The following is an 11,252-nucleotide window of genomic DNA, read 5'->3' on the forward strand; positions in this document are numbered from 1 at the left end:
TCGGGATCGGAGACCTGATAAGGGCCGGTCAGGCGGTCCGGGCGACGTCGTTAAGGGAGTCGGCGCCGCGCGGGCACGATCATCGCGCTTCGGCGAACGTCGCGTTGTTGCCCGGCGCGGTACCGGGCGCGATGCCCAGCTCGGCGAGCGGTTCGTCGGGATTGCCGGCGGTCAGGTTGGCGAGCGCGACATTGGCCGATTCATCGACCGCGGTAACGTCCTCGGTAATCGGCGGCTCGTCGATCGCCGAGCGGAACAGCGCGCTGGCGAGCACGATCAGCAGCACGACCAGCACCAGACCGGTCGCCCCGACGCGGAGGCGTTGCAGCAGTTGCGATTGATCCGACCGTGGCAACATTCGGAGGCTTGTTACGCCGAAGTCCCCGCGCTGTCGACCGCCAAGCCCTTCGCCGTTAACCATTCGGGATTGTACAGCGTCGAAAGGTAGCGAAACCCGGTATCGCACAAGATCGTCACCACGCGGCTGCCCGGCCCCAATTTCCGCGCCAGCAGCACCGCACCGGCAACGTTGATGCCCGACGACAGACCAAGGCACAGCCCTTCCTCGGCCAGCAGGCGGCGGACCCAGACCATGCCTTCCGCGTCCGACACGCGGAACTGCGTATCGACCGGCGCGCCATCTAGATTGGCGGTAATCCGTCCCTGCCCGATTCCCTCCGCGACCGACGATCCTTCCGACCGCAGCTCACCGCAGGCATAGTAGTCGTACAGCGCCGCGCCGTGGGGATCGGTCAGCGCGATGGTGACCGAATCGTCCTTTTCCTTAAGGCCCAGCCCGACCCCGGCCAGCGTTCCGCCGGTCCCGGCCGCGCAGGTAAAGCCATCGATCCGCCCGCCCATCTGCTCCCAGATCTCGGCGGCGGTGCCCGTGATGTGCGCGCGACGGTTGGCGATGTTGTCGAACTGGTTGGCCCAGATCGCGTTCGGCGTTTCCTCGGCGATCCGGCGGCTGGTGTGGACGAAATGGCCGGGGTTCGAATAGGGCGCGGCCGGGACGAGGACCAGTTCCGCACCGAGCGCCCGCAACGTGTCCATCTTTTCGCGGCTCTGCGTCTCGGGCATGACGATGATCGTCCGATAGCCCTTGGCGTTGGCGACCAGCGCGAGGCCGATGCCGGTATTACCCGCCGTCCCCTCGACGATCGTCCCGCCCGGCTGGATGAGGCCACGCGCTTCTGCATCCTCGACGATCGACAGCGCGGCGCGGTCCTTCACGCTGGCGCCAGGATTGGCGAATTCGCACTTGGCGAAAATCTCCGCCCCCGCCGCCTCACTCGGCCCTTTCAGACGGACGAGCGGAGTGTTGCCGATCAGGGCGAGCGTGTCGGAGGCGATATGCATAGGTTCCAGATGGCGCGGGACGCCCGCCGGGGCAAGCGCCCGGCGCCGTAGAATGGATTGGTCGCAGGCAATGGTGGCTTGGGGCTACCCCACCAACGCGTCCACCAGCGCCTTGACCTTCGCCTGCCGCCATTGCGGCAAGGGCGCGACCAGCCAATAGCCTTGCCGCCCGCCCTTCGGCTCGCCGACTACGGTCACCCGTCCGCTGGCGATGTCGCCGCGCGCCAGCAGTTCGGGGACGGTCGCGCGCCCCAGTCCCGCCGCCGCCGCGTCGATGGCGAGACCGGCATCGGCAACTCGAACGAGCGCCGACGCATCCTCCGGCTCGCACCCGGCCCAGCCTATCCGCGTATCGGCGCCGCCACCGGCCCGCTCGATCGTGACCATACCGTCCGACTCGAGCGCCTCGCCCTCATGCGCGCCCGGCCCGTCGCCCCAACGGATGGCAAGATCGAGATTCGCCTCGGTAAAGTCGATCGCGTCGTCCGCCGCGACGAGTGCGAAGCGCAGCTCGGGGTCGCTCGTCGCGATCCGAGATAGCCGCGGCAGCAGCCATTTCTGGGTTAAATCGCGCGGCGCGGCGATGGTCAGCGACTTGGACGACTGGCCCGCCTGCATCGCACGGACCGCCTCCTCGAACTGCAGGAACCCGCCGCGCAGTGCGGCCAGCCCCGCCTCACCCTCGGGCGTGAGTTCGAGGCCGCGGGTAGTGCGCCGGAACAGCACCACGCCCAGCGTATCCTCCAGCGCGCGGACCTGTTGCCCGACCGCCGCCGGGGTCACCGCCAGTTCATCGGCGGCGCGGGTGAATGACAAGTGCCGCGCGGCGGCGTCGAGCACGCGCAGGCCGTTGAGCGGAAGATGCGTCCGCTTCATGCGCCGACCGCCGGTGCCAGCAGCACGAAGCGCGGAATCGCCACGTCGAACGTATCGCCATCATCGGCGAGCATATGATAGCTGCCCTGCATCGCCCCGCTGGAGGTCGACAGCGGACAGCCGGACACATAGTCGAAGCTGCCACCCGGTTCGATCACCGGCAACTCGCCGATCACGCCCTCGCCCTCCACGCTATGTCGTTCGCCGCGTCCGTCGGTGATGATCCAGTGGCGGGTCAGCAGCTGGACGGTGCGATCCGATCCATTTTCGATCCGGATATGATAGGCCCAGAACCAGCGGCCCTGTGCGGGCTGTGACTGTTCGGGCAGATAGGTCGCCGATACCCGCACCGCGATGCCGGCGGTCGTCGCCTCGTGCGGGAACAGCGCCTTCATAGGGCGACCGCCCGCAACGCCTGATCCAGATCGGCGATCAGGTCGTCGGCATCCTCCAGACCCACATTGATGCGGATCATGCCCTCCGAAATGCCCATCTCGATCCGCTTCTCTTCGGCCACGCCCGAATGGGTGGTGGAGGCAGGATGCGTCATCAGCGACCGCGAGTCGCCAATATTGTTCGAAATATCGATGAGTTGCAGCGCATCGAGCAGCCCGTGCGCCTGGACACGCCCGCCATCAAGTTCGAACGAGAAGATCGGCCCCGCCATCTTCATCTGCCGCATGCAGAGGTCGTGCTGCGGATGGCTGGGAAGACCCGGCGCGTTGATCTTCGGCACGCGACCTTCGAGGAAGCTTGCGACCTTCAGCGCATTTTCCGACTGGCGCATGACGCGCAGGTCGAGCGTCTCCAGCCCTTTCAGGACGACCCAAGCGTTGAACGCGCTGAGCGTCGGCCCGGTGTTGCGGGTAAAGGGCAACAGAACGTCGTCGATGAACGCCTTCGTCCCGCACACCGCGCCGGCGAGCACGCGCCCCTGCCCTTCCATCAGCTTGGTCGCGCTATAGGCGACGACGTCGGCGCCGAACTCCATCGGCCGTTGCAGCGCCGGGCTGGCAAAGGCGTTGTCGACGACGGTGACGATACCCCGCTCGCGCGCCGCCGCGCAGATCGCGGTCAAGTCGGCGACGTCCATCGTCGGATTGGCAGGCGTCTCAAAGAACCAGACCTTCGTGTTCGGGCGGCTGGCGTCGATGAATGCCTGCGTATCGCGTGCGTCGACGACATCGGTTTCGATGCCGAATTTCGGCAGCAGCGTATCGGTCAGCCAGCGACACGACCCGAAGGCGGCGCGCCCGCCGACCAGATGGTCGCCCGCTGACAACTGGCACAGCAGCGCGGCGGTCATCGCCGCCATGCCGGTCGCCATCGTCCGGCACGCTTCGGCCCTTTCGAGCAGAGCAATGCGCTCCTCAAGCATCTCGACCGTCGGGTTCTGCAACCGCGAATAGGTCATGCCGACCTGTTCGCCGGCAAAGCGCGCCGCGGCGTCCCCGGCGCAATCATAGGCATAGCCCGAAGTAAGGAACAGCGCCTCCGACGTTTCGCCATATTCGCTGCGCGCGGTGCCGCCGCGCACGGCCTGCGTTGCGGGGCGCCAGTTGGCGGTGATGCTGCGGTCTTGTCCGGTCTTGCGCTTCATGCGTGGGTCTTTGCGCGCTCGGGCGGAGAATTTCCAGAGGGGATGCGCCCCGCTGGACCGCCTTGGCAGCACAGAGTACATCGCGGCGATGCGTTCCGTACTCAATGTGCATCGCTCCATCCTCGGCCAGCCGTGGCGCTGGCGGGGGCTGGAGGGCGATGTGTGCGACGAAGGGTTCGTCGCCGACGACCTCGTCACCCGTATCCTGCTGGCACGCGGCTGTCCCCGCGAAGGTCTGGACGCGCACAAGGCGCCCAGCATCCGCCAGTTCATGCCCGACCCGTCGATTTTCCGCGACATGGACCGCGCCGCCGAACGCCTCGCCGACGCGGTGATGGCGGGCGAACCGGTCGCGATCTTCGGCGATTACGACGTCGATGGCGCAACCTCGGCGGCGCTAATGGTGCGGCTGTTGCGCGATCTGGGCCTGAGCGCCCGCCCCTATATCCCCGATCGGCAAACCGAGGGCTACGGCCCGAATGCCCCGGCGATGCTGCGGCTCGCAGGCGAAGGTGCTACGCTGATCGTCACGGTCGATTGCGGCGCGCAGGCGTTCGACGCGCTAGCCGCCGCGCAAGGGGCCGGGGTCGATGTGCTGGTGGTCGACCATCACCAATGTACGACGCAGTTGCCGCCGGCGCTGGCGGTGGTGAACCCGAACCGCCTGGATGAAGGCGAAGGCGCGGCGCATGGGCATCTCGCGGCGGTCGGGGTCGCCTTTCTGCTCGGGGCGGCGCTGCTACGCACCCTGCGCGCGCGGGGCTTTTTCGCATCCCGCGCCGAACCCCGCCTGCTCGACCTGCTCGACCTTGTAGCGCTGGGCACCGTCGCCGATGTCGCGCAATTGCGCGGATTGAACCGGGCGTTCGTCGCGCAGGGGCTGAAAGTGATGGCCGGGCGGCGCAATATCGGCCTTACCGCGCTGATCGAGGCGTCGCGCCTGACCCGTGCGCCGACCTGTACCGATCTCGGCTTCGCGCTGGGACCGCGCATCAATGCCGGCGGACGCGTCGGCAAATCGGATCTGGGCGTCCGCCTGCTGACGACACAGGACCCGGAGGAGGCGCGCACGCTCGCCCTCGAACTCGACCGGCTGAACGAGGAACGCCGCGCGATCGAGGGCGATGTGCAGGCCGAGGCCGATTTGTCGGCGCGCGCGCAGGAATCGCGCGGCTGCGTGGTCGTGTCGGGACGCGGCTGGCATCCGGGCGTCATCGGCATCGTCGCCGGGCGGCTCAAGGAAAAGCTCGGCCGGCCGGTGCTGGTCATCGCCGTCGACGAACATGGCGTCGGCAAGGGATCGGGCCGGTCGATCCCCGGTGTCGACATGGGTGCGACGATCTTGGCGGCGAAGGAACTGGGGCTGTTGAGCGCAGGTGGCGGCCATGCGGCGGCCGCGGGGGTGACGGTGGCAGAGACGGCGATCCCCGCGCTTGCCGATTTTCTGCACGAACGAATGGCGGATGCGGTCGAAAAGGCGCGCGAAGACCGCGCATTGCTGGTCGATGCGGTTCTGGCGCCGGGCGGGGTCAGCCCCTCGCTGATCGAGGCGCTGGAGGCCGGCGGCCCCTATGGCATGGGCTGGCCCTCGCCTCGCGTCGCCGCCGGGCCGGTGCGGATCGTGAAGGCGGACATCGTCGGGAACGGCCATGTCCGCGCGATCCTGACCGGCGACGATGGACGGCGCTTCAAGGGCGTGGCGTTTCGTCAGGCGGAGACCGATCTCGGTGCAGCATTGCTCGGCGCCCCCGCGCACCGCCGCGTCTGGCTGGCGGGCCGGGCAAAGCTCGACGACTGGGGCAGTCGCCCCGCCGCCGAACTCCACATCGACGACATGGCATGGGCCGACTAACAAAAAATGCAAAAGTGTGTTGACCGATCGCCAACCCTCCCCTAACAGCCCGTCCACGCCTTCACGGCCCCTTCGTCTAGCGGTTAGGACGCGGCCCTTTCACGGCTGAAACACGGGTTCGATTCCCGTAGGGGTCACCAGCGCCCGCCAAAATGGCGGATTTGCGCGGTGTATGCGGTCTTCATGGACGCTTTACCCATCCTTGTGTACAAAGGATGCGACAAAGTGATCCGTATGGCCACCCCTTTCGAAGATCCTCGCACCGGCATTTTCTACTTCCGACGGGTCGTCCCCGCCGCACTGCGACCGTTCTTCGATGGCGCCTCGAGCGAGTATAAGCGCACCCTCGAGACCCGCGATCCCGACGAAGCCCGTCAGCGCTACCATCCGCATGCCGTGATCTATGAGCAGAAGCTTGCCGCCGCCCGTCGCGCCTTGGCCAGCCGGCATCTCCGCTCGGCACGTGTGATGGTCGACGATTTTCTCGACGGAGAGTCGGACGAGCAACTCCGCGGCGTGGCGCAGAAGCTCGCCGCGCTCGAGCTCGGGGCATTCGAATATGCCAACGGCCTGATCGACCATGCGCCCGGTGCCCGCTACGACTTCGGCGTGCCGCCGGGCCTTGATGATCTGCGGGATCATGCAAGCCGAACCGCCATGTTGAATGCGGTGCCCGACTTCATGCCCCTGCCCTGGCTGGAGACGCTACAGCGGGTTGCCACCCTCCCCACCCTCGATCCGATCGAGTGGCTGATCGCAGCGGTGGCCTCCGCGAACGCCCTCAGCTTGCCGCTGGCGCCGGAACTCTATGAGGCAATTGGTCGCGCTTACCTCGACAGGCTCTGCGCCGCCTGCGCCCTCAGCATCGATCCCGCACGGAGCCGCATCCTACCACCCTCGGTACTTGTGACAGGCTCCGGGGCGGTCGTCCCCGCGCTCTCCCAACTCGCGAACGAACCACAGCTGCCGACACCGCCAGCCAAGACGGTGCCGACCATCAGCCAGGTCTATGAAGCTTGGGCAAAGTTCGAGCCGCGCGACGCCAAACTCGTCGACGAGTGGCGAACCGCCGTGAATCGGTTCGTCCAGCTTCATGACGACCCACCCGTCGATCAGATCACGGCATCGATGGTACGCGCCTATCGCCGCACCTGTTCCGGACTTCCCAGTCGGGCAAAGAAGAAGGTTACCGCGCTCCCCTTGTTAGAACAGGTCGAATTAGCCGAAGCTGAGGGATTACCGAAGCTAGCGAATGGTACCGTCAATAAGGCACTTTCAGCCATAAGGGTGACCCTCGAACACGCAGTCGAGGAAATGGAGGTCATCGAGGACAATGTTGCCAAGACGGTGAAATCCTTGCCAACAAACTATTTGCAGGATCCGCGCCTCCCGTTCGAGCCGGAGGATATGGCAAGAATCTTTAACGCTCCTCTGCCTGAACGTGACGGGGTAGCGCCGCGAACGCTGTTCTGGGTTCTAATGCTCGCCGCATTCACCGGTTGCCGCCTCGAAGAACTGGGCAAACTGCGGCCGGGCAACATCAAGACCGACGATGGCATCCCATACATTGCCATCGAACCCGATCGTCTGCGCGTCCGCCAGGAGCAAGAGGGGCCAGCCAAGCGGATGAAGACCGCCAGCGCCAAGCGGGACATCCCCTTGCATTCGACGCTGCTTGAAGCGGGCTTCCTCGATATGGTGAACGCGCGCCGAGCGGAAGGCGCGGAATGGCTGTTTCCCGAACTCGAATCCAATGCCTATGGCAGCCGGACACAGCGCCTGTCGCGGGTGCTGAACGATTTCCTTGATGCAATCGGCCTGTCCGATCCGGAACTGGTGTTCTACTCGTTTCGCCACACCGGGAAGCGCGCCGTGCGGGGCAAGGTTTTAAGGGAAATCGTCGATCTGCTCTTCGGCCATGCAGATGGATCCGTCAGCACGCTGTATGGGCGCGGTGCCGCAATGACAGTACTCCGCCACGCTGTAGAGAAGATTCAGTACCCTTCGGTCGATTGGCAACCGGTGATCGCAACGGGCCGAACAATGACATGAGGACCAGCGCGGCGATTCAAACTTCACGTGCTGCATGATATGTATCCCGCCCTGATGGACGACAATGAGCGGCGGCTACCGACCAACTGGAGCCGTTCCAAGACCTGCGCCAGTACGGCAGCTATGGCAAAAACCCGTCATTTACGAATCATTGAGCAGATCTGCACCGGTGCGCCTAACCTTCGCCGCCCCAAGTTTGGAAAGCAGTCCGAGAGGGCTCATCCGCGCAGTTGGCCCAGCAGCGCGCCGCCGTCGATGCGGCCACCGCAGATCAATCAGATCTAGCTTGAGAGAAGCTCAGTCGCGCGCGCGCATGCCGGAACGGACCGATCCCGTTTCTTCCGCCGGCCGGACATCGTTCCGGGCGGTCAATGCGATCAACGCACGCACACGCCCCAGAAAGTCTTCCGCACCGACCACCTCGATCGGAGGCCGCTCGGCGGACCCCATCCGCGTCGTAATAAAGAGGTTGGCAGGGCCGGTCAGCCAGAGTGCGGTGACGTAGATTTCTGGCAGGGTAAGCCAGCGCACGCGATTGACTGTCTCGCCATCCTCATACCGTTGGGCGACAGCGAGCGCCTCAGCAAGCGCCTCGGCCGGTTCGGAGCCACGAAACCCGTAAGAAGGCCCCGCTTCCTCCCCGAGATGGACATCTACGACGGCAAGCGGTGCCTCGGCGTGCATCACCAGCCCGCGCCAGCCACCGCGCTCGGCCTCGCCGTTTTCCACAAATGTGCGCGGATCGGCGGAATAGGCGGCGAAGGGGCCAATCAGGGTTGGCTCGGCCTCCTCGGCAAAGGCAACGAGCCGATTTGGGGCGATCGCCGGCAGGGCTGACGACAGGGCTTCGGCAAGGCCCGGAAGATCGCCATCAAAGGTTTCAGATTGGATCGTCATCAGGGTTTCACCGAGTAGCTGTCAGCCCAACGCCCGCCCGCTGCTTGGTAGCCGCCATTGACGAATGCCACACCGGATATGGAGCTGACACCGAAGATCGAATCGGTCAGCCAGAGTTGGAAAGTGCCACCACCGAGGTCCTGCATCCCGTAGATAGCGAGAAAGTGACTGCCGCCGCTGCGCCACTCTACGCGTACAGGCAACGGGTTATGCGCTTGCAGCTCTGCCGCGACCGCGGCGGGCTGCACCCAGCTACCAGCGCGCGCGTGGAAATGGCCGACGTGCTGCAGTGGAAGATCCAGATACCATGTCACGTCACATGCGCCCGGCGACACGCAGCAATCAACATGGAGCTGGGCGCCAACCTCCATGCGCGCGACCTCACACTGGCTTTTGCCCGGCGGTGCCGGATAGTAGCGCGAGATGCTGGACGTCACGGCCGCCCAGCACCAATTGGTCATGTGGCCTTGAGATTCGACGACGAAATCGACTGCGATCGGCGCCGCAAAAGGGTGGACCTCCCGTAAAGCCCCAATCTGGCGGTTAGGGAAACTAGCCTGCAATGGCTTCATTTGCAGACTTCCGGCGCTTCACTCGGGGTGATCGGGCCGCGGCTCGTGAAATAGGTGAGCGGACAGAGACCGACCAACTGACCCTTATCACCATATTTGAAGTCGTAGAGGCCCGGACGTAGAATGCCGCTGTCGGCCGCTTCGCCTCTACCGCCGGCCCCGCCGCCCTTGGTCGACGCTTCTGCGGCGGCAGCAGGCCCCTTGGCGGCTGTTACCAGTTGCGCCACAGAGGCAAGGAGTTCGGAAGCCTTGCTGTCGGCAGCCGCATCGAACCCGGTCAACATCCATCCATTCTGAAGCGTCGGCTTCAAGCTCGCCGTGCCGAAGCCGGCATGGACCGAGAGGCGCATCGGCCGAGAACGATCCGGCAGATAGATGAGCTTGAGCGTGTAGCCCGGCACGGCAACCGAATAGCTTTGATCGGAGCCGTCCGCCGCGGGCGCGGCGGCGCTATCCTTAGACTTAGTGGCGTCATCGGCACCGCCGACCTGACCACCACCCCAACCGCCTGCCGGGCCCGGCGCCGGCGGCGGCGCAGCAGGTGCATGGCGCGGCGGGCCGGCAGGCGGCGCCGCTGGCGCAGCCGGCGCTGGCAGCACACCTGGCTGTCCGGGATTGCTTTCGCCGCCTGCGGCCTTCGGATCGACGCTCACAAGCAGAACGGGTTTGGGAAGATAATAGACTGCTCCTTCCGGTGCGTTCTTGGCCGAAAGGTCCGGATTAAGCTGATTGAACGACACGCCGGCACATCCCGAAAGGAGAACCGCAGGCAAAAGGCTCGAAAATTTCATACCGACTTCCCCCCCTGTCTGATGTGATGCTGGTATGAAGAGGTTGCGGAAGGGAGCCCGTCCCCCCCGAGGGTCTGGAGCCCGATAGGGAGCAAGGGTCCCTTCCGCGTTGGTCACAACCCTGAACAGTTGCTTGGAACTACCGATCCCGCACGACATGGACAGGAGCCTTACCCATGCCACAGGCCGTCATCGGCTGCGACCTTTCGCGTGCCCTTATCGACATCTGCGAACTGCCATCAGGTCGGATCGGGCAGATCGCCAATACACCAGATGCCATCACCACCTGGCTCGACACGCTCGACCACGACATCCGCCTCGTCTTCGAGGCTACCAGCGGCTGCGACGGCGACCTGATTGCTGCGCTGGCGACACGTGGCCATCCCTTTTCACGCGTCAATCCGCGCCAAGCCCGCGAGTTTGCCAGAGCCACCGGTACGCTGGCCAAGACCGATCGCGTCGATGCCCGTGTCCTGGCGCAGATGGGCGCGGCGCTGGACCTGCCCGCTACCATCCCACTCAGCCCAGCCCGTTCGCGCCTGGCCGATTTCTTGCGCCGTCGCAGGCAGTTGGTCGACATGCGCAAAGCCGAAAAGCTCCATCGCCACAGCGCAGGTCAGCCCGAAATCGCCCAAGCCATCGAAGCTATGATCACTCTGCTCGGCCAGCAGATTGCCGATCTCGAACGACAGATCGCAGGCTTCATCGCTCAGGATCAGGCCCTGTCCGAACAGGCCCGGCTCCTGACCGCCGTTCCTGGTATCGGACCCACCGTCCTCGCCACTCTGCTCGGTGAACTCCCCGAGCTCGGTACGCTCTGCCGTCGCAAGATCGCTTCCCTCGCAGGCCTCGCCCCGCATGCCCGCGAAAGTGGGACATGGCGCGGTGCCAGACGCATATGGGGTGGGCGGCGAAAGGTTCGCGAAGCCCTCTACATCGCCGCCCTCAACGCTTCACGACGCATCCCCGTCCTCACCGCCATGCGCGACAGGATGCGCGCCAAAAGCAAAGCGCCCAAGACGATCCTCATCGCCGTCGCACGGCAACTCCTCGTCATCCTCAACGCCATGATCCGAAAGCGACAGCCTATCGCTCTCGCATGAACATCACAGTTGCCCCTGAGTCGTTCAGAATTTTGCCACTTTGAGTAGCCCCTAGATTTCTGGACGCCTTCGATCCTAATTTCGAGGACAGGAGGCGATGATGGGGAAGGCGAATTTCAGCGAAGCGTTCAAGCGTGACGCGGTGGT

The 11,252-nt window shown here is 65.2% G+C and carries 12 protein-coding genes and 1 tRNA gene; 5 read left to right on the forward strand and 8 right to left on the reverse strand.

The window, feature by feature from the left end; all coding sequences use genetic code 11:
* Positions 1-79 precede the first annotated feature (79 nt).
* From AAIO73_RS03510 to AAIO73_RS03530, 5 genes are all read right to left on the reverse strand, one after another.
* Entirely contained in the window at positions 80-358 is a 279-nt protein-coding gene (locus AAIO73_RS03510) for a hypothetical protein (RefSeq protein WP_242115868.1), read from the reverse strand.
* A gap of 11 nt (positions 359-369) precedes the next feature.
* Positions 370-1,362, reverse strand: coding sequence for a cysteine synthase A (locus AAIO73_RS03515; protein WP_345876268.1), 993 nt, complete (start codon positions 1,360-1,362; stop codon positions 370-372).
* Between the two features lie 84 nt (positions 1,363-1,446).
* Positions 1,447-2,238, reverse strand: coding sequence for a LysR family transcriptional regulator (locus tag AAIO73_RS03520; protein ID WP_345876270.1), 792 nt, complete (start codon positions 2,236-2,238; stop codon positions 1,447-1,449).
* On the reverse strand, positions 2,235-2,633 hold the full coding sequence (apaG, locus tag AAIO73_RS03525) for a Co2+/Mg2+ efflux facilitator ApaG/CorD (protein WP_345876272.1): 399 nt from the start codon (positions 2,631-2,633) through the stop codon (positions 2,235-2,237). The genes AAIO73_RS03520 and apaG overlap by 4 nt, the downstream gene beginning before the upstream one ends.
* Positions 2,630-3,838: a trans-sulfuration enzyme family protein gene (locus AAIO73_RS03530; RefSeq protein ID WP_345876274.1), complete on the reverse strand. Its 1,209-nt coding sequence runs from the start codon at positions 3,836-3,838 to the stop codon at positions 2,630-2,632. Before AAIO73_RS03530 ends, apaG begins: the two co-directional genes overlap by 4 nt.
* An 88-nt stretch (positions 3,839-3,926) precedes the next feature.
* Between AAIO73_RS03530 and recJ the strand changes: the two genes are divergently transcribed.
* The 4 genes from recJ to AAIO73_RS03550 all read left to right on the forward strand — a co-directional run bounded on the left by recJ (position 3,927) and on the right by AAIO73_RS03550 (position 8,027).
* The gene (gene recJ / locus AAIO73_RS03535) at positions 3,927-5,690 is read left to right on the forward strand and encodes a single-stranded-DNA-specific exonuclease RecJ (RefSeq protein WP_345876275.1); all 1,764 of its coding nucleotides are present in this window, start codon (positions 3,927-3,929) and stop codon (positions 5,688-5,690) included.
* 65 nt (positions 5,691-5,755) lie between these two features.
* Positions 5,756-5,830, forward strand: a tRNA-Glu gene (locus AAIO73_RS03540).
* A gap of 94 nt (positions 5,831-5,924) precedes the next feature.
* Positions 5,925-7,742 carry a DUF6538 domain-containing protein gene (locus AAIO73_RS03545; RefSeq protein ID WP_345876345.1) on the forward strand — a complete coding sequence of 606 codons (1,818 nt, stop codon included), beginning with the start codon at positions 5,925-5,927 and terminating at the stop codon, positions 7,740-7,742.
* Positions 7,743-7,796: 54 nt separating this feature from the next.
* A complete protein-coding gene (locus AAIO73_RS03550) occupies positions 7,797-8,027 on the forward strand; it encodes a hypothetical protein (RefSeq protein ID WP_345876277.1) in 231 nt (76 codons plus the stop codon).
* 12 nt (positions 8,028-8,039) lie between these two features.
* Here AAIO73_RS03550 and AAIO73_RS03555 read toward each other — a convergent pair whose 3' ends face one another.
* From AAIO73_RS03555 to AAIO73_RS03565, 3 genes are read right to left on the reverse strand one after another with little or no spacing between them, the layout of a single operon-like run.
* Positions 8,040-8,639, reverse strand: a complete 600-nt coding sequence (locus AAIO73_RS03555) for a hypothetical protein (protein ID WP_345876278.1) — start codon at positions 8,637-8,639, stop codon at positions 8,040-8,042.
* A complete protein-coding gene (locus AAIO73_RS03560; protein ID WP_345876279.1) occupies positions 8,639-9,211 on the reverse strand; it encodes a papain-like cysteine protease family protein in 573 nt (190 codons plus the stop codon). The genes AAIO73_RS03555 and AAIO73_RS03560 overlap by 1 nt, the downstream gene beginning before the upstream one ends.
* Positions 9,208-9,951, reverse strand: a complete 744-nt coding sequence (locus AAIO73_RS03565) for a hypothetical protein (RefSeq protein WP_345876280.1) — start codon at positions 9,949-9,951, stop codon at positions 9,208-9,210. The genes AAIO73_RS03560 and AAIO73_RS03565 overlap by 4 nt, the downstream gene beginning before the upstream one ends.
* Before the next feature lie 227 nt (positions 9,952-10,178).
* Here AAIO73_RS03565 and AAIO73_RS03570 point away from each other — a divergent pair, with 227 nt between their 5' ends.
* Complete coding sequence (locus AAIO73_RS03570; RefSeq protein ID WP_345876282.1) at positions 10,179-11,105, forward strand: IS110 family RNA-guided transposase; 927 nt, start codon at positions 10,179-10,181, stop codon at positions 11,103-11,105.
* Positions 11,106-11,252 lie beyond the last annotated feature (147 nt).

The sequence above is a fragment of the Sphingomonas epibiotica genome (genome assembly GCF_039615155.1).
Classification (GTDB): Bacteria; Pseudomonadota; Alphaproteobacteria; order Sphingomonadales; family Sphingomonadaceae; genus Sphingomonas.

What these genes read in the sequence shown, in the direction of transcription:
- AAIO73_RS03530 (WP_345876274.1), bottom strand. Translation starts at nt 3,838, where the DNA reads ATGAAGCGCAAGACCGGACAAGACCGCAGCATCACCGCCAACTGGCGC.
- AAIO73_RS03555 (WP_345876278.1), bottom strand. Translation starts at nt 8,639, where the DNA reads ATGACGATCCAATCTGAAACCTTTGATGGCGATCTTCCGGGCCTTGCC.
- AAIO73_RS03560 (WP_345876279.1), bottom strand. Translation starts at nt 9,211, where the DNA reads ATGAAGCCATTGCAGGCTAGTTTCCCTAACCGCCAGATTGGGGCTTTA.
- AAIO73_RS03515 (WP_345876268.1), bottom strand. Translation starts at nt 1,362, where the DNA reads ATGCATATCGCCTCCGACACGCTCGCCCTGATCGGCAACACTCCGCTC.
- recJ (WP_345876275.1), top strand. Translation starts at nt 3,927, where the DNA reads ATGCGTTCCGTACTCAATGTGCATCGCTCCATCCTCGGCCAGCCGTGG.
- AAIO73_RS03510 (WP_242115868.1), bottom strand. Translation starts at nt 358, where the DNA reads ATGTTGCCACGGTCGGATCAATCGCAACTGCTGCAACGCCTCCGCGTC.
- AAIO73_RS03545 (WP_345876345.1), top strand. Translation starts at nt 5,925, where the DNA reads ATGGCCACCCCTTTCGAAGATCCTCGCACCGGCATTTTCTACTTCCGA.
- apaG (WP_345876272.1), bottom strand. Translation starts at nt 2,633, where the DNA reads ATGAAGGCGCTGTTCCCGCACGAGGCGACGACCGCCGGCATCGCGGTG.
- AAIO73_RS03550 (WP_345876277.1), top strand. Translation starts at nt 7,797, where the DNA reads ATGGACGACAATGAGCGGCGGCTACCGACCAACTGGAGCCGTTCCAAG.
- AAIO73_RS03570 (WP_345876282.1), top strand. Translation starts at nt 10,179, where the DNA reads ATGCCACAGGCCGTCATCGGCTGCGACCTTTCGCGTGCCCTTATCGAC.
- AAIO73_RS03520 (WP_345876270.1), bottom strand. Translation starts at nt 2,238, where the DNA reads ATGAAGCGGACGCATCTTCCGCTCAACGGCCTGCGCGTGCTCGACGCC.